Origin of the sequence: Hoylesella marshii DSM 16973 = JCM 13450, from assembly GCF_000146675.1 — a bacterium.
Lineage (GTDB): Bacteria > Bacteroidota > Bacteroidia > Bacteroidales > Bacteroidaceae > Prevotella > Prevotella marshii.
In genome coordinates, this window is the sequence record NZ_GL397214.1 from 486,567 (window position 1) to 505,201 (window position 18,635).

An 18,635-nucleotide genomic window follows, 5' to 3' on the forward strand; every position below is an offset into this window, starting at 1 on the left:
GTTGGGGCGGAAGCGGGTGAACGGGGTCAGAGATGTTGTTCGCGCAACAAATCGTTTACGTTTTTCACCGGATTGAACGTGGTGAGGGGCACTTCTACAAAGACGGTGTTCCAATGACTCATGGCTCCGTTCCACAATCCGGGTAATTCGAGGGCTTTGAGTTCTTTTCCGTCCTTACTTTTGTTGCTGATGAAGCCGGTGGCAGTGTCTACGTAGTCGGGCAGGTGGAATTTGCGTCCTCGATAGTCTTTGATGGCACACACGAGGTCTACGGGATTGAAGTGCGTGCTTTTTTTGAACATTTCCATGGCTTTCGGGTCGTTTTTGTCTATCTGGCTGCTTTCGAGAATCTGCAGGCCGGTGGAGCCGTCGTTATTCCGTGTGATGAAGGGGCCTCCGCCGGGTTCTCCCTCGTTTTTAACCATGCCGCAGACGCGTATGGGTCGGTTGAGCTTCTTGTGCAGATAGGCAGCGAGTGCGTCGTCGGACAGTTGCGCGATGTCGGGCTGTATGCACCAGAATGCCTGCTCGAGGAATGCGACGATTTTCATCAGTTCGTTGCGGGTGTAATGGTGCGTATCGAGCAGTTCGAGATGGCGGAAGGTCTGCGCTTGAAGGTCTGCGAGAATGCCTCCGATGAGCTGTTTGTACTCGGTGGTGTCGGTTTTGAGGCGGTCGGGTACAACGTTATCGATATTTTTGATAAATACGATGTCGGCCTCGATGTCGTTGAGGTTTTCTATCAGTGCGCCGTGTCCGGCCGGCCTAAAGAGCAGTGTGCCGTCTGCATTTCTGAAAGGCGTGTTGTCGGGGTTCACGGCGATGGTATCGGTATGCTGTTTCTGTTCGGAGAAGGAGACGTTGTATTTCACATTGAAACGCGTGGCATAGTCGTTCTGTCGCTTGGCAATGAGCGATTGAAAGAGGTGCAAATGCTCGTGGGAGACGGTGAAATGGATGTTCACCTCGCCATTGCTTTCTGCATAGAGTGCGCCCTCTACGAGATGTTCCTCTACGGGCATGCGCACACCGGCGGGATAGCGATGGAAGAGCAACAATCCCTTGGGTAATCGGCTGTAGTTGAGTCCGTCTTCATTGAGCATCAATGCTACGATGTTTTTATGTTTCCCCTCGGCCATGAGTTGGTCGATGCTTTTGCCCAAATGGTGCTTGCATGCGGCGGAGAGCTTATCGTAAAAGGCGAATTTGTGAATCCCTGCGAAGTAGGTCTTTTCAAATTCGGTGACCGGCTCGGGGTTGTCGGCCTGCAAGAACTCAAACATATCCTTAAACATTCTGCTGGCTGCTCCGCTGGCCGGCACGAACTTCAGGATGCGATGGTCGCCACTCTTCTTATAGGCATGCCATTTGTCGATGAATTCTTTGCGGCCGTTTGCATCTACAGCCATCATACCGTGGCCGATTGTGGCCGCCGCTTCAATCTTCAGGAAGGGGAAACCTGTTGCGAACTGTGCCAATTGGCGTTCTATCTGTTTTTCGGATATTCCTCTTTGAGAGAGTTGCTCAAAGTCTTTCTTCTCTAATCTGTTCATGGTGTTTAATAGTATTTTGCGACAAATATAGTTACTTTTCACTGAATACGGAACTTTTCATTGAAAAATTTGTACCTTTGCGCTACCCCGATTATCAGAGGAAAACTAACGAAGGAACAGTATTCATGGAGGAAAAATTCATCTTTACAAACGAGGAACGGAAAGAGACCTTGCACATCATCGGACAACTGAAAAGGCTGATTGGCGACACGTTGCTCGCCGGCGACGAAGAGCGGTTGCGCGAGTATCTGAAGCGTTCTATCGACAAGAACCTCATCCAACGCGACGTGTTCGGCCTCAACCCGATTCTCTTGGGCATGCAGACCACCTTGATTTCAGTAGAAGAAATCGGGCTGAAACGCGACGGTGTGTTGGCTATTCTGCTTTATACGGGTGTTATCAGCGGTAGTTCTTCTGTCGAGGAAGTGAGCCGTTCGTTCGGCGAAAGTGTGGCACATATCATCCAAGGGCTCGTGAGGATACATGACCTTTATAAACGAACGCCCGCCATTGAAAGTGAGAACTTCAGAAATCTGTTGCTGTCATTTGCCGAAGACATGCGCGTGATTCTTATCATGATAGCTGACCGCGTGAACCTCATGCGGCAGATACGCGACTCCGACAACATAGAAGCGAAGAGGCGGGTGAGCGAAGAGGCCGGATATCTATACGCTCCATTGGCACATAAGTTGGGACTCTATAAACTGAAGAGCGAATTGGAAGATCTCAGCCTCAAATATCTTGAACACGATGCCTATTATCATATCAAAGAAAAACTCAACGCCACCAAGGCAGCGCGCGACAGTTACATAGAGCGGTTCATTACACCGATACAAGAGAAATTGTCGGCATCCGGCCTGCATTTCCATATCAAAGGACGCACCAAGAGCATCCACAGCATTTGGCAGAAAATGAAGAAGCAGAAATGCGGCTTCGAAGGGATATACGACCTTTTTGCTATCCGCATTATCTTAAATTCGCCCATGAACCTTGAAAAAATGCACTGCTGGCAGGTCTACTCTATTATTACCGACATGTATCAGCCCAATCCTAAACGATTGCGCGATTGGCTCTCAGTACCAAAATCCAATGGATACGAAAGTCTGCACATTACTGTGCTCGGGCCGGAGAACAAGTGGGTGGAAGTGCAGATACGAACAGAGCGAATGGATGAAGTGGCCGAACGGGGGTTGGCTGCTCATTGGCGATACAAGGGAATCAAAGGGGAAAGTGGGCTCGACGAATGGCTTAACAATATCAGGGCGGCACTTGAGAACAACGACGACCTGCAACTCATGGATCAATTCAAGATGGATCTCTATGAAGACGAGGTCTACGTGTTCACACCTAAAGGCGATTTGCTTAAATTTCCCAAAGGCGCAACGTTGCTCGACTTTGCCTATCATATCCATTCCAAAGTGGGTAATGCCTGTGTAGGCGGGCGCATTAACAACAAAAACGTCTCCATACGTGAGAAACTACATTCGGGCGACCAAGTGGAGGTGATGACTTTGGCAACACAAAAGCCCAAGAGCGACTGGTTGAAGATTGTAAAAACCTCGCGGGCAAGGACAAAAATTAAACTCGCGTTAAAAGAGACACAGGTAAAAGACGGCCTATATGCCAAAGAAATGTTGGAACGTAGGATGAAAAACCGAAAGGTAGATTTCGACGAGAGTTCCATGTCGCATCTCATCCAGAAGTTAGGTTTCAAGGAGGTGTCTGACTTCTATAAGAAAATTGCCGACGGCGATTTAGACCTCAACACGGTCATCGAGAAGTATCAGGAGATACGTCGCCACGACCAGAACTTATCTGGGAATACACCTGCAAGAAGTGCCGAGGAGTTCAGCTATACGGGGCCGGAGGAAGAGAAGTCCGAGAAAAATGACGACGTGTTGGTGATAGACAGCAATCTGAAAGGTATAGACTATCAGCTGGCGAAATGCTGTCGTCCCATTTACGGCGATGAGGTGTTTGGCTTTGTGACTGTCAATGGGGGTATCAAAATTCATCGAACCGACTGTCCCAATGCTCCCGAAATGCGCAAACGGTTTGGTTATCGCATGGTAAAAGCGAAATGGAGCGGCAAGGGATCTAATCAATACAGCATCGGACTCAAAGTAGTGGGTAACGACGACATCGGTATCGTGAACAATATTACCAGTATCATTTCCAAAGAAAACAATATCACGATGCGCGCTATCAACATCGATTCACACGATGGTCTCTTCAGCGGATACATTGAGGTGATGCTGGAAGACACTTCGAAACTCGATATGCTGCTCAAGCGATTGCGTACCGTGCGTGGCGTAAAACAGGTTATCAGACAATAAACACAACTATTCCCATGAAAGAAAAGAAATCTCTCCTGTTCATCTGTTTAGGAAATATCTGCCGTTCGCCGGCTGCCGAGGGTGTTATGAAGAAGAAAGCGGAAGAAGCCGGCATGGCCGACAGCCTCTATATAGACTCTGCCGGCATCGGCGGATGGCACATAGGCGAACTGCCCGACCGACGCATGCGTAGTCATGCCCTGCATCGCGGCTATATACTCGACAGTAGAGCGCGACAATTCGCCCTACCCGACTTCCACAACTTCGACTACATTGTGGTAATGGACGATGAGAACTACCGCGCCATCCTTTCGCTCGCTACCGACGAAATGGAAAAGAATAAGGTATGGAAAATGAGAGATTTCTTCACGAAATACAAAGGTATCGCCGACGTTCCTGACCCCTACTATGGTAGCGATGCGGAGTTCAATCGGGCACTCGACCTGATAGAGGACGGCTGCGAGGGACTCCTTACCCATCTTTTTCGGCAATGACGAGTGCTCCGCAGTGCCTGTTATCGTGAATAACTTCGCAGATTCCATTAGCAAGTGGGCGTTTATGTAACTCTGTTGTAAAACTATTGTCTTGGTGTTGAGAAGTTTAGTTCCTTTATTGGTCTTGAATTAATTTTCATCTGTATTTGTTTTTTATTGCTCTCCGGTAAACCTTTCCCCCCCATATAAAGTTTAAGGGCTATCACACAGATAAATCATTGAGTGACAACATTATATAGACGTATCTGAAAGAGCATAGCTTTGAGCGTGTGAAAGCTATGCTCTGACGGCGTCAAAGCTAAGAGATAAGACAGTAATAGCTATGCTTTAAACCAGCTCGTTGCTTCTTGGTAAGCGATGCAACGACAAAGTTGATACGCGAGTTCGGGATAAGAGAATCTTATCCAATAGCCCCAAAGGGGCAACAGACCTTAGACAGGGGTAAGCGATAGCGTAGCTCCTGTATCGTGGATACTCACTATCTAAGCCCTGAAGGGGCGGCAGAGCACTAACTCTCAATCCTCCGTCACCCCTACGGGGGGCACTTTCTACACATACTTATCAGGGGTGGTGCTCTTTCGAGCTTCACACCCTGTCTAAGGTCTTACGCCCCCTCGGGGCTTACAGTCCGATTGCCTTATCCCGAACTCACGTATAGATATAAAAAAGAGCCTGCCCTTATCAGAACAGACTCTTCTATCGAATGAATCAGGATTTACTTATCCAAAAGGATGTTCATCATCGTCAATGCCGATTTGGCTATGCTGGTACCAGGGCCGAAGATGGCTGCAACACCTGCTTTGTAGAGGAAATCGTAGTCCTGCGCAGGTATTACACCGCCTGCAATCACCATGATGTCTTCACGTCCGAGCTTCTTCAACTCGGCTATCAACTGCGGAACGAGGGTCTTATGACCGGCAGCCAATGAACTGACGCCCACAATATTCACATCGTTCTCCACTGCCTCGCGGGCTGCTTCAGCGGGTGTCTGGAACAGCGGTCCCATGTCTACGTCGAAACCACAGTCGGCATATCCCGTTGCCACTACCTTTGCGCCACGGTCGTGTCCGTCTTGTCCCATCTTAGCAACGAAGATACGAGGACGACGTCCCTCCTTGTTTGCAAACTCTTGTGTCAGTTCGCATGCCTTGTCGAAATCGGTGTCATTCTTACTCTCAGAAGAATATACACCAGAAATGGTTCTAATCACAGCTTTATATCTACCTACTATTACTTCACAAGCATCACTTATCTCACCGAGCGTACAACGCACTTTTGCACATTCTACGGCCTTTTCCAAGAGGTTACCCTCACCGGTTTTCACGCATTCGGTCAGGGCAGCAAGTGTTTCTTTCACCTTTTGCTCGTCACGGTGAGCCTTTAACTGCGCCAAGGCTTCTTCCTGCTGACGACGAACAGCCGAGTTGTCAACCTCCAGAATATCGATGGGGTCTTCATGCTCAAGGCGATACTTATTGGTACCAAGAATGGTCTGTACACCACTGTCGATACGAGCCTGCGTGCGGGCTGCCGACTCTTCGATACGCATCTTGGGAATACCGGTCTCGATAGCCTTGGCCATACCGCCGAGTTTCTCTACTTCCTGAATATGCTCCCATGCTTTGTGCACGAGTTCGTTGGTAAGACTTTCCACATAATAGGAACCAGCCCACGGGTCGATTTCCTTACATATTTTCGTCTCGTTCTGCACATATATCTGCGTGTTACGGGCGATACGTGCGGAGAAGTCTGTAGGTAGGGCGATGGCCTCGTCAAGAGCATTGGTATGCAAACTCTGTGTGTGACCGAGTGCGGCAGCCATGGCTTCAATACAAGTACGGCCAACGTTGTTGAACGGGTCTTGCTCCGTGAGTGACCAACCCGAGGTTTGCGAGTGCGTACGAAGTGCAAGCGACTTGTCGTTTTTCGGATTGAATTGCTTGATAACCTTAGCCCAAAGCATGCGTGCAGCACGCATCTTGGCAATCTCCATAAAGTGGTTCATACTGATACCCCAGAAGAAAGAAAGACGAGGAGCAAAAGCGTCGATGTCGATGCCTGCGGCTACACCTGAACGCACATACTCTAAACCGTCGGCTATCGTATAGGCAAGCTCAATATCTGCGGTGGCTCCGGCTTCTTGCATGTGGTATCCCGAAATAGAAATACTATTAAACTTGGGCATATACTTCGACGTATATCCGAAGATGTCGCTGATAATACGCATCGAGAAAGCAGGTGGATAAATATATGTATTACGCACCATAAATTCTTTCAAGATGTCGTTTTGGATGGTTCCTGCCATTTCTTCGAGCTTTGCGCCCTGTTCCAAACCGGCCACAATATAGAAAGCCATGATGGGAAGCACGGCACCATTCATGGTCATGGATACCGACATCTTATTCAAAGGAATACCGTCAAAGAGTACCTTCATGTTCTCTACCGAGCAGATAGATACGCCGGCTTTACCCACATCTCCTACCACACGTTCGTTATCGGGGTCGTAGCCACGATGGGTAGGTAGGTCGAAAGCCACAGACAGACCTTTTTGGCCGCTGGCAAGGTTACGACGATAGAAAGCATTGGATTCCTCCGCAGTGGAAAAACCTGCATACTGACGAATTGTCCACGGGCGGAACGGATACATCATAGAGTACGGACCACGCAGGAAAGGTGGCAGACCCGATGTAAAATCCAAATGCTCCATACCATCGAGGTCTTCCTTTGTGTAGACGGGTTTTACCTCTATGTGCTCCGGAGTTTTCCAATTGGCGGTAATACCGTTCTTCTTCTGCCATTCGTTTCCATTGACAGATTTAATACCGCCGAATATATCTATATTTTTAAAATTCTTTCTCATAATGGTTTTACTTTATTATATGTACACGCGTACATTATATTAGAATAACGAATTACTTCACTCCAAGTGCAGCATTATATGCTTTCAGAGTTTCCAAAACATTACTCTTTACATGTATAAAGTTCTCTATGCCTGCTGCTTTCAAGTCGTCCATGCAAGCCGGAGCACCTGCAACGATAAACATGGCACGACCATTCAGGTATTTGAATGCGGGTATTGCATATTCGGCATATTCGTCGTCGCTGGAACACAGCACAACAATATCGGCATTAGCCTTCAGTGCGGCATCCACGCCTTCTTCCACTGTTTTGAAACCGAGGTTGTCGATAACCTTATAACCTGCACAGGCAAGGAAGTTGGAACTAAACTGTGCGCGTGCCTGACGGAATGCCAGCTTACCAATCGTCAGCATGAAAGCAACGGGAATCTTACCACTGTTTTCGGTCTGAATGCGGAGGTCTTCAAAATCAGAAGCCAACCTCTTGCTGTTGATATGTTTAAATGTGCCTTCCTCATGACTGCCACAACCGCAATCGCAAGTAATGGGAGTTTTTCCCTCCGACTTCTCTGTGAAGTTGGGGAATTGGTTAGTACCCAGTATGAACTCTTTCCGCTTACCTGCATTTTCATGGCGTTTGGCGTTTGTCGCGTTGATATCGTCTTGTATAACACCTTTCTTCAAAGCCTCCAAGAAACCGCCTTCATCCTCTATTTTCAAGAACAGTTTCCATGCCTCTGCTGCCAAGTGAGTGGTCAATTCCTCTATATAGTAAGAACCAGCTGAGGGGTCTACTACTTTATCGAAGTGACATTCTTCTTTCAGCAGTAGCTGTTGATTGCGTGCTATGCGCTCGGAGAAGTCGTCCGGCTGTTTATAGCATTTGTCAAACGGGGTAACAACTAAAGAATAAACGCCGCCCAAAGTTGCACTCATGGCTTCTGTCTGTGACCGCAGCATATTAACATAGCTGTCGAATAAAGTCATGTTATATTCAGATGTAGAGGCATTTACCACCATCTCACAACTGTCTATATCCTTCGGCTTATACTGTTTCACGATCTCTGCCCACAACATTCTGGCCGCACGAAATTTGGCTATCTCCATGAAATAGTTTTCCGTAATGCCCATGTTAAACTTAATGTTATTAGCCGCTACGTCTGCATCCACACCCTGCAATGTCAGCAGGTTCATGTATTCATTACCCCAAGAAAGAGCATAGCCTAACTCTTGTACGATATAGGCACCGCTATTGTTTAATGTAGAAGAATTGACTGCTATTACGCGGAAATGGGGATATTCTGCCAAGATGGATATCAATTCAGATGCTTTAGACAGGATAGGAGTAACATCCACTCCCCGTTTTACGATTTTCTCCATGGGATCCCATTCGATAGACCCCATCACTTTCTGTTTGTCATAACCCTTAGCCGTGAAATAATCGGCCAACATCTGTGCCAAATCTAAGCTGCGGCGTTTGCAGGTAGAAAAGTTAACGTCTATTTTCTCGCAGTCGATTCCATCCAGCAATGTGCTCACATATTCGGCAGAGAGCAATGCTTTGGGCACCTTAAAACCAAAGGAAGTAATGCCTTTCGTTAGTAGTTTTTTTGCTTTCTCATTGGCATTTTTGGCATCGTCACAAAGAATGTTCTGACGCACAAACCACGAATTATCGGTTTTCTTATTGCCTCTTACAAACGGGAATTCGCCCGGCAATGCCTCAGGTGTCTTCAGTTTCAAGACATCTTCACGACGATAAAAAGGTTGTACGTCAAAACCCTCATTTGTTCGCCACACCAACTTTTTTTGAAAATCTGCCCCTTTTAAATCGACCTGAATCTTATCAAGCCAATCTTGGGTAGTAGGCACGGGAAACTCTCCAAAGAGTCTTTCTTTTTTGTTTGCCATAGTTTGTGTATTAAATAATAAGTTTATAATGTTTTTAAATTGTTACGTAAATAAGAACAAGACATGGTCTATCTGCCTATTCTGCATGCAAATATAATGTTTTTTTTGCATATATGGTAACCTGTAAATAAGATTTTTATAAAAAACAATCCGTATAGGGGAAATAAAAAGCGTTTCTTTGCCTTCTTCTTTTCTATAATTAAAAGTATCTTACTCTCAATAATTTATTAGAGTAGTTACCGACTTTTCCATGTACAAACCGTATCTGTACCCTGTACAAACGCCATTTGCACAGGGTACGAATGCCGACTTACCAATCGTAACTTTACAACCTTGAAAGGTTGCAATCTCAAACTTTTGAGTATCAAATTCCGAGAAACTATTACAAAAACGGGGCAAAAAGTTATGAATTAAGACCACCTCTTTCCAACGACAATACTTTTACTTATATTCAGACCATGATTTTATCTCTATTTCATCGGGTTGCATTGTACAAAAAGCATTGATGAATGCACTTGCAAGCCGACTGTTGGTGATAAGTGGGATATTTAAATCAATGGCTGCGCGACGTATCTTGTAGCCGTTGGTCAGCTCATGGGGCGAGAGGTCTTTCGGCATATTCACAACCATGTCTATCTCTCGGTTGTGTAACATGTCGAGAGCCTGGGGCTGACGGCCTTCTTCTGATGGCCAGTAAACCCTTGTGTTCTCAATGTCGTTTTCAGAAAGATATTTGGATGTACCACTCGTTGCATATAGTCGATAGCCATGTTTTACAAGCATTCTGGCTGCATCCAGCATTTCAGCTTTCTGCTTGGCACCACCAGTAGACAGCAGTATGGATTTCTCGGGTATGCGATAGCCTACGGAAAGCATACTCTTTAAGAGGGCATCGTTGGTGTCGTCGCCCAAACATCCCACCTCTCCGGTCGATGCCATATCTACTCCAAGTACGGGATCAGCTTTCTGCAAACGATTGAAAGAGAACTGTGAGGCCTTAATACCAACATAATCAAGGTCGAAAAGGTTTTTATTAGGTTTCTCTACAGGTAGGCCAAGCATAACGCGAGTTGCCAAATCGATAAGATTGATTTTCAGTACCTTACTCACAAAAGGGAATGAGCGAGAGGCACGGAGGTTGCATTCGATGACAAGAATATCGTTATCGCGCGCCATAAACTGAATATTGAAAGGACCGCTGATATGCAATTCGTGTGCAATCTGTCGGCTTACGCGCTTGATTCGGCGCATCGTTTCAACATAAAGTTTCTGAGGTGGAAACTGAATGGTAGCATCTCCGGAGTGAACGCCTGCAAATTCTATGTGCTCACTGATAGCATATGCAAGAATCTCTCCATCTTTTGCTACCGCATCCATTTCTATTTCCTTAGCATGCTCTATAAATTGGCTCACTACAACAGGATGGTCTTCGCTCACATTAGCTGCCAATTGAAGGAATCTTTCTAATTCGCCACGGTTGGAACAGACATTCATTGCCGCACCGGAAAGCACGTATGACGGGCGTACTAATACGGGGAAGCCTACTCGTTCGATAAAGAGATTGATATCATCTATTGATGTTAATGCACTCCATTCCGGTTGATTAATACCATTTCGCGTAAGCATCGATGAGAACTTCGCTCTATCTTCGGCATTGTCTATATCTTTTGCAGATGTACCCAGTATGGTAACGTGTTGTTCATACAGTTTCATAGCTAAATTGTTGGGTATCTGTCCACCCGTAGAAACGATGATGCCATACGGATTTTCGAGGTCGTAGATGTCCATGACTCGCTCAAATGTGAGTTCATCAAAATAAAGACGATCGCACATATCGTAATCGGTAGACACTGTTTCGGGGTTATAGTTAATCATCACAGACCTGTATCCTTGCCTGCGAATGGTATTAAGTGCCTGAACGCCACACCAGTCAAATTCCACCGAACTCCCTATGCGATAGGCACCTGAGCCAAGAACAACGATGCTGCGTCTGTCGTTTTCAAACTGAATATCATGTGCTATACCCGAATAAGTAAGATAGAGATAATTGGTTTGAGCAGGGTATTCAGCTGCCAGCGTATCGATTTGTTTCACTACGGGCAAGATACCATAGCTTTTGCGCAGGTTCCGGATAACCAGAGCAGCCTTGTGCATGTTGCCAAGTTCTTGTTCCAGACCGACAGCACGGGCAATCTGGAAGTCGGTAAATCCATAGACCTTTGCCGTACGCAGCAAGTCTTTATCCAACACATTGACGTTAGTACAACGGTGCATGGCTTCGTCGATATCAATGACATGTTTCAGCTTCTCTAAGAACCACTTGTCTATCTTCGTCAGCTCATGAATCTCATCGGTAGTATAGCCTTTGTGCATAGCTTTTGAGATGATAAATACACGCTTGTCGGTGGGTTCTCTTAAAGCTGCGTCTATATCGTTTATCTCGAGTTCTTTATTCTCGACAAACCCATGCATGCCTTGTCCTATCATACGCAGACCTTTCTGAATAGCTTCCTCAAAGTTGCGTCCGATGGCCATCACTTCGCCCACCGATTTCATAGAAGACCCTAACTCCTTGTCTACCCCTCTAAATTTACTGAGGTCCCAACGAGGTATCTTGCAGACCACATAGTCAAGTGCAGGTTCAAAGAAAGCACTGGTAGTCTTTGTAACAGAATTTTTCAGTTCAAAGAGGCCATAGCCAAGACCGAGCTTTGCAGCAACGAATGCCAGAGGGTAGCCTGTTGCTTTTGAAGCAAGCGCAGAAGAACGACTCAATCGTGCGTTTACTTCAATTACTCGATAATCTTCGCTTTTCGGATCGAAGGCATATTGCACATTGCATTCACCCACAATTCCGATATGACGAATGATTTTAATAGCAAGCGTACGGAGCTTGTGGTATTCGCTATTCGTTAAGGTTTGAGAGGGCGCAATAACAATACTTTCACCCGTATGAATGCCCAACGGGTCGAAGTTCTCCATATTGCAGACTGTAATACAGTTGTCATATCGGTCGCGAACTACTTCATACTCTATCTCTTTCCATCCCTTTAAACTCTTTTCTACAAGCACTTGGGGAGAAAAAGAGAAGGCTTTCTCCGCCAATTTGATAAGCTCCTCCTCATTATCACAGAAGCCACTACCCAATCCCCCTAAAGCATATGCTGCACGAATAATTATAGGATACCCCAACTCCGCTGCCGCCTTACGAGCTTGTTCTATATTCTCACATGCCTCGCTTTTAATGGTCTTTATATCTATCTCTTTTAGTTTCTCTACAAACAGTTCACGATCTTCCGTGTCCATAATGGCTTTTACCTGTGTTCCTAACACCCTTACACCATACTTCTCTAATACACCACTTTTATATAGCTCCACTCCGCAGTTTAAAGCCGTTTGCCCCCCAAAGGCCAACAGAATACCGTCGGGACGCTCTTTCTGAATAACCCTCTCCACAAAGTAGGGTTGTATGGGTAGGAAATAGATTTGGTCGGCCACCCCTTCAGAAGTTTGCACCGTCGCAATATTGGGATTGATAAGTACAGTTACAATCCCTTCCTCTTTCAATGCTTTCAATGCTTGGGAACCGGAATAATCGAATTCGCCGGCTTCTCCTATCTTTAAAGCTCCAGAACCGAGCAATAATACTTTTCTTATATTCTCATCTTTCATAATCAGTCTACTTTAATACATCGATAAATCGGTCGAAAATAAACAGGGTATCCAAAGGTCCACTACATGCTTCGGGATGGAACTGTGAAGAGAACCATGGTTTGGAGCAATGTCGTATTCCTTCATTCGACCCGTCATTCATATTGATGAACAACTCTTCCCAATCAGAATCAAGTGTCTTTGCATCAACTGCATAACCGTGATTCTGACTTGTTATGTAGCAGTTCTCTGTGCCTACCATGCGTACCGGCTGGTTGTGTGAACGATGTCCGTATTTCAATTTATAAATAGAAGCTCCTGCTGCTTTGGCCAACAACTGATTTCCCATGCAGATACCACATACAGGTTGATTGTTTTGGCTTAGTTGCTTCTTCAATACATTCACAGCCTCTACACACAAATCGGGGTTTCCCGGTCCGTTGCCTAAGAAAAGACCATCGAACGAAAGTTCTGTATAATCATAGTCCCAAGGTACCCGAATTACTTCAACTCCTCTGTCAATAAGGCAACGAATGATATTTATCTTTACCCCACAATCTACAAGTACCACTTTCTTGCCTGCTCCTTCATTATAATATATAATGTCTTTGCAACTTACTTTCTCTACGAAATTAACGCCTTCATAGTCGGCTTGTGGAATGTTGTCGGGTTCATCGTCAAAGGTAATCTTTCCCATCATAACACCGTGTTCACGAAGCACTTTAGTCAATTCTCTCGTATCTATTCCCGTGATACCTGTCACTTGTTCGCGCTTCAACCAATCCGATAGACTCTCATGGGCATTCCAATGACTATAATGTTCGCTGTAATCGAAAACGATAATGGCAGAAGCATATATCTTGTTACCCTCCATGAAAGTTGGAAGTCCGTTGCTTTCGATTGTGAGAGGGGGAACTCCGTAGTTGCCAACAAGCGGATACGTGAGTGTCATCAACTGTCCGGCATATGATGGGTCGGTAAGACTTTCGGGATAACCTGTCATAGCTGTATTGAATACAACTTCCCCTGCAACGGGTATTTCATAGCCAAAAGACTTGCCATGAAACGCTGTTCCGTCTTCTAATGTTAAAGTTACGTTTCTCATTCCTTTTTATATTTGCTGCCTAATCATTTGTTTTGGCAATAGGTTCGTAAAAATCAAAAGGTTTTAAATACGCTTATATACCTTTTCAAAGAAATTGATATAGGCCTGATTGCAGAGCTTTGTACCCCCTGCAGTAGGATATTTCCCCGTGAAATACCAATCTCCCTTATGTCCCGGAATGGCCTTGTGTAAGCCTTCTATCGACTGATAAACTATTTCTATCGGTGTTATCATACCCTCGGGACGCAGCATTTCTGCTATCTTCCCATTGATTACTTCTACGGTAAAAGGTTGATATATCTCTCGAACACGATTTTTCATTTCCTTCTTAGGCTTTTTCAATTCCTCTAAACAGTTCGTATAAGTCTCTTCTATGATGTATTGCATGCCTTGCTCCTTCAGTAACTCGATGGCTGCACGAAAGACGCAAAACTCCTCTAAACTCGACATATCAATGCCATAGTAGTCGGGATAGCGTATTTGAGGAGAGCTACTGATGATAATAATCTTCTTGGGATGTAGTCTGTCTAATATCTTTAGGATGCTTTCTTTCAGCGTTGTGCCACGCACAATGCTGTCGTCTATGATAGCTAAATTATCTATATAGGGGCGAACACTTTCATAAGTAATGTCATAGACATGGGAGACCAAGTCATTTCGGGAATTACCTTCGGTGATAAAAGTTCTCAGTTTGACATCTTTCCATGCTATCTTCTCAGTGCGGACGCGTTCGTTTATAATCGTTTCCAATTCTTTATGAGTGGGAGTATGGTCTAAACTTTCCAGCTTTTTTATTTTCTTTTCGTTCACATAGGATTTAAAGCCGTCTAACATTCCACAGAAAGCTATTTCCGCAGTGTTGGGGATAAATGAGAAAACAGTATGGTCGATATCGTAATTCACTGCTTTCAGAATAGGTTCTTGCAGTTGTCTGCCCAATTGTTTTCTTTCCTTATAGATGTCTCTGTCTGAGCCTCGACTAAAATAAATACGTTCAAACGAGCAAGCGGAATCGCCTCTTTGTTCGATAATATTGTTAATAGAGTAACTTCCGTCACGTTTTACCAAGAGGGCGTGGCCAGGCCTTAATTCTTCAATATCATCACATTCAATATCGAATGTCGTCTGCAATACCGGACGCTCGCTGGCCAATGCCACAAACTCTTCATTCCTAAACCAGAATGCAGGACGTATACCCCAAGGGTCGCGCATGGCAAATTGCTCTCCGCTACCTGTCTGTCCGCATACTACGTAGCCACCGTCGAAATCTTCCATCGTGTCTTTCAGCACATTCGACATCTCCACATGGTCTTCTATATAGCGGGTGATGTCTGTACGAGAGAGCCCCTGTGCTTTCGCTGCCACGAAGTTGCGTTCCACTTCGCGGTCAAGTCTATGTCCCATCAATTCGAGCATGATATTACTATCGCTGTAGATGCGGGGGAATTGTCCCTGTTCCAACAACTTGTCGAATATTTCTTCGATATTGGTCATGTTGAAGTTTCCGCAGATACATAGGTTTTTTGCTTTCCAGTTGTTTCTGCGCAAGAAAGGGTGAACATAGGTAAGTCCGCTCTTTCCTGTGGTAGAATACCTGAGATGTCCCATATATAATTCTCCTGCAAAGGGCAGATACTTATAGGCATAAACGGGGTCTGCCAATTGCTCTTTCGATACTTTATTATATTCCTTGTGCACATTGGCAAAGATATGGGTGATGGCATTCGAGCCTTCGCCTCGTTCGCGAAACATGTATTCGTTGCCGGGGGTCGAGTTCAGCTTCACACAAGATATGCCTGCTCCCTCTTGTCCTCGATTGTGTTCTTTCTCCATCATCAGGTACAACTTGTTCAGCCCGAACATCCACGTACCATATTTTTCTTGATAATACTCCAAAGGCTTCAGCAATCGAATCATTGCTACTCCGCATTCATGCTTCAAAGGTTCCATTTTAATATCGAAGAGTTGTTGTTGTAATAAGAAAGATGGGCGGGCATAAACGCCCGCCCATATAGAAAACGAAATTTATCTCAAGAGGTTAAGCACCAATGAAGTTACCGACATGGCAATACCAAACATGGAGAACCATAAGGTTGTGGAAGTACCGATGTCTGCATTTCTCGCCTTTACTTTATTGGGTTGCACATAAATCACGTCATTTTGTTGCAGATAGTAATAAGGCGAATTAATCAAGTGGGCATCATTCAGATTCAGTCGTTGAATATGCTTTTCACCGGAATTATCTTCGCGAATCAGCAAAATATTGTCGCGTTTGCCGTAGATAGATAAGTCGCCTGCCTGTGCCAACGCTTCTATGATGCTTATCTTTTCAGTAGTTACGGGAATCACACCCGGGGAATTCACTTCGCCTATCACTGTTACCCGATAACTCGACATGCGCACGGTTACGATGGGATTTTCCGTCTTTGCCATATAGGGCAGCACTTTGCTGCGTATCAAATCCTGACATTCTTCTTTCGTTAAACCGGCAACATGAATCTTTCCCACTACAGGAAAGTTGATGGCTCCGCTGTTATCTACCAGATAATCTTGATTTCCCAAGCTTTGATTACCTCCCATACTTATCAGATGGAACGGGGTTGAAGCTTCCGGTTCTATGGTACTCACCGTAATGGTCAGCATGTCTTTCGGCATAATCTTAGCATCATATAAATGCTTGGATGCCGCCAAACTTACGGTGTCTATATTCTGGAAATAGGCTACTTGCTTACTTGATGTGCATCCCGTTGCAAGACATATTGCAACCATGGCTATATATAAAAAAGGAAGTCTTTTCATTCTTAAAAAACAACTCATTCGTTAAAAACATTGCAAAAATAAATCTATTTTTCCAATTCCACAAATATTTCAAACACTAATTACGAGTTCGGAATAACTTATGATTTTTCATTTCTGCAACCTTTTCTTTGCGTAAATAAGAAAAAAATGTACTTTTGCATCATAATTCAGCTTAAAAATCAGAAATTATGAAGAAATTTTTAATAATGCTCTTTGCGAGCGTATGTTCTACAACCGCAACCTATGCACAAGTAAAAGTAGAGGAACCCGAATTTGCAGAAGAAACCCTGTTGCTCACTTCTAACATTGAAGGCGTGAAATTAAACCGCGAAAACGGAACCGTAAAAACCAAAGCAGGGGCAAGCCTCTATCTTACAGGCATCGGAAAAGTAAAATCGCGCCTCACACTACCGGGCATAAAATCTACCAGTCAAGCAAAAGGTAGCACAGAAACACGCCTCATTGTTAAGGCCGTCAACAACGAAACCGACCCAAACTCGTTCATCAACATTTTTAAGTTCGAAGTAAAGGGGAAAGAGCGGAGATATCAGCTTGCCGAAGCTGGCACACTCTCTAAAACCGAAACGAACAATCTTTCGAGTGTGGAATACAAAGCAAAGAAATACGGAAAAAGCTCCTATCTACTCGTACTCGAAGGACTCACACCTGGCGAATATGGTATCGTTATCGGCGACCCTAATCACGAAAACACAAAAAACTCAATGAAAGTTACCACTTTCACCGTAGAATGAACAAAAAGTAAATTTAAGTTCATAAAACCGATACGTCTCCTTATTGGGAGACGTATTTTCGTGTGTTCTTCACCGCCACTCTCGCACACACCACCGCCCCAAGATATAATTCTACGCGAGTTCGGGTTTCGTACGTCTTTTTAAAAGTTGAGACCTCTGCAAAACTCCTCTTATAATTTGTCTTTCTTAAATATTTTTTGTGCCTTTATCGTATGAAACAGAAGTTATCCTCTCCCAGTTTTGCTGACCTGTTCCTTGGACAAAGAAAGGTCAAGCAGACATTCTTTTCACAAATAGTATGATACGCTTCTTGTGGAGTTTAATCGGCAATTGGAAGCTAAAGGAATCATTGTTAAGCGAGGTGCCATCGTTGATGCCAGCATTACGAATACGCCCCGCCGCCCCCGCGGAGATAAGAGCTATGAGGTCGTTGAGGATAGAAAAGAGGATGAGAACATGGAGGCTTCGGAGAAAACCATGCTCAAAGAAGTTGTCAAGCCTAACGTAGATACTTTTTTTCGCTTAGTCGGACGCCACGACAACTGGCGGGAGGCTTGCCCGGCTGGGGCAAACGCCAAACCAAAAGGAAAGTTAAATGCCCGGCGTTGCAAATGTCAAACCGAAAGGAAAGTTAAATGCAACGGCGTTGCAAACGTCACACGGTAACGGATGAAAACGGAATGGTGCTTGCCGAGGAAACGACAGCTGCCAATGAAAGTGATATGAAACACTTAGAAACACCCCTGAAGAAAGCCAAGCTACCACGGAAAGCACTTGTCTATGCCGATAAAGGATATGACTCGATGGAGAACAAAGAAACCCTCAAACGTATGAAACTTAAAAGTCGTATCATGCATAAGGGAACAAGAGGACATGAAATTACGAAAGGCAGCAGCGTATCAATGTTGCGATAAGTAAGACACGCTACAAAGTAGAACGCACCTTTGGTTCTATGCATAGATGGTTTGGTGCTGGAATAGCAAGATACGTCGGACTTTCAAAAACACATGCGCAGCATATTATGGAATCCATTGCCTACAACTTATACCGAACGCCAGGGATTATTGTGTCAAATTCTATCAGATAAGGGGAAAATACACCGATAAAAGATTATTATCTACTCAAAAATTACCTCCAACGGCATCTTTTGGTCAAAAATATTCATTCTTCTAAGAG

10 protein-coding genes and 1 pseudogene are annotated in these 18,635 nt (G+C 44.9%); 4 read left to right on the forward strand and 7 right to left on the reverse strand.

Annotated features, from left to right (window positions below):
* Window positions 1-26: 26 nt before the first annotated feature.
* Window positions 27-1,553, reverse strand: a complete 1,527-nt coding sequence (locus tag HMPREF0658_RS02090) for a DUF4301 family protein (RefSeq protein WP_006948214.1) — start codon at window positions 1,551-1,553, stop codon at window positions 27-29.
* A 125-nt stretch (window positions 1,554-1,678) separates the two neighbouring features.
* Here HMPREF0658_RS02090 and HMPREF0658_RS02095 point away from each other — a divergent pair, with 125 nt between their 5' ends.
* Together HMPREF0658_RS02095 and HMPREF0658_RS02100 are read left to right on the forward strand one after the other, a co-directional pair.
* On the forward strand, window positions 1,679-3,889 hold the full coding sequence (locus HMPREF0658_RS02095) for a RelA/SpoT family protein (RefSeq protein ID WP_006948215.1): 2,211 nt from the start codon (window positions 1,679-1,681) through the stop codon (window positions 3,887-3,889).
* 14 nt (window positions 3,890-3,903) lie between these two features.
* Complete coding sequence (locus HMPREF0658_RS02100) at window positions 3,904-4,383, forward strand: low molecular weight protein-tyrosine-phosphatase (protein ID WP_006948216.1); 480 nt, start codon at window positions 3,904-3,906, stop codon at window positions 4,381-4,383.
* Window positions 4,384-5,098: 715 nt separating this feature from the next.
* Here HMPREF0658_RS02100 and scpA read toward each other — a convergent pair.
* The 6 genes from scpA to HMPREF0658_RS02130 all read right to left on the reverse strand — a co-directional run bounded on the left by scpA (window position 5,099) and on the right by HMPREF0658_RS02130 (window position 16,707).
* Complete coding sequence (gene scpA / locus HMPREF0658_RS02105; protein WP_006948217.1) at window positions 5,099-7,243, reverse strand: methylmalonyl-CoA mutase; 2,145 nt, start codon at window positions 7,241-7,243, stop codon at window positions 5,099-5,101.
* A gap of 52 nt (window positions 7,244-7,295) precedes the next feature.
* Entirely contained in the window at window positions 7,296-9,152 is a 1,857-nt protein-coding gene (mutA, locus tag HMPREF0658_RS02110; protein WP_006948218.1) for a methylmalonyl-CoA mutase small subunit, read from the reverse strand.
* A 441-nt stretch (window positions 9,153-9,593) separates the two neighbouring features.
* Window positions 9,594-12,824, reverse strand: coding sequence for a carbamoyl-phosphate synthase (glutamine-hydrolyzing) large subunit (gene carB, locus HMPREF0658_RS02115; protein WP_006948219.1), 3,231 nt, complete (start codon window positions 12,822-12,824; stop codon window positions 9,594-9,596).
* A 7-nt stretch (window positions 12,825-12,831) separates the two neighbouring features.
* Complete coding sequence (gene carA / locus HMPREF0658_RS02120; protein ID WP_006948220.1) at window positions 12,832-13,908, reverse strand: glutamine-hydrolyzing carbamoyl-phosphate synthase small subunit; 1,077 nt, start codon at window positions 13,906-13,908, stop codon at window positions 12,832-12,834.
* A 63-nt stretch (window positions 13,909-13,971) separates the two neighbouring features.
* A complete protein-coding gene (locus tag HMPREF0658_RS02125; protein WP_006948221.1) occupies window positions 13,972-15,858 on the reverse strand; it encodes an amidophosphoribosyltransferase in 1,887 nt (628 codons plus the stop codon).
* Window positions 15,859-15,933: 75 nt separating this feature from the next.
* Window positions 15,934-16,707 carry a polysaccharide biosynthesis/export family protein gene (locus tag HMPREF0658_RS02130; protein ID WP_006948222.1) on the reverse strand — a complete coding sequence of 258 codons (774 nt, stop codon included), beginning with the start codon at window positions 16,705-16,707 and terminating at the stop codon, window positions 15,934-15,936.
* 188 nt (window positions 16,708-16,895) lie between these two features.
* On the opposite strand from HMPREF0658_RS02130, the gene HMPREF0658_RS02135 reads away from it, so the two are divergent.
* Together HMPREF0658_RS02135 and HMPREF0658_RS12010 are read left to right on the forward strand one after the other, a co-directional pair.
* Entirely contained in the window at window positions 16,896-17,459 is a 564-nt protein-coding gene (locus HMPREF0658_RS02135; protein ID WP_006948223.1) for a hypothetical protein, read from the forward strand.
* Between the two features lie 212 nt (window positions 17,460-17,671).
* Window positions 17,672-18,546 (forward strand): annotated as a pseudogene (locus HMPREF0658_RS12010) (transposase).
* The last annotated feature ends 89 nt before the right edge of the window (window positions 18,547-18,635 follow it).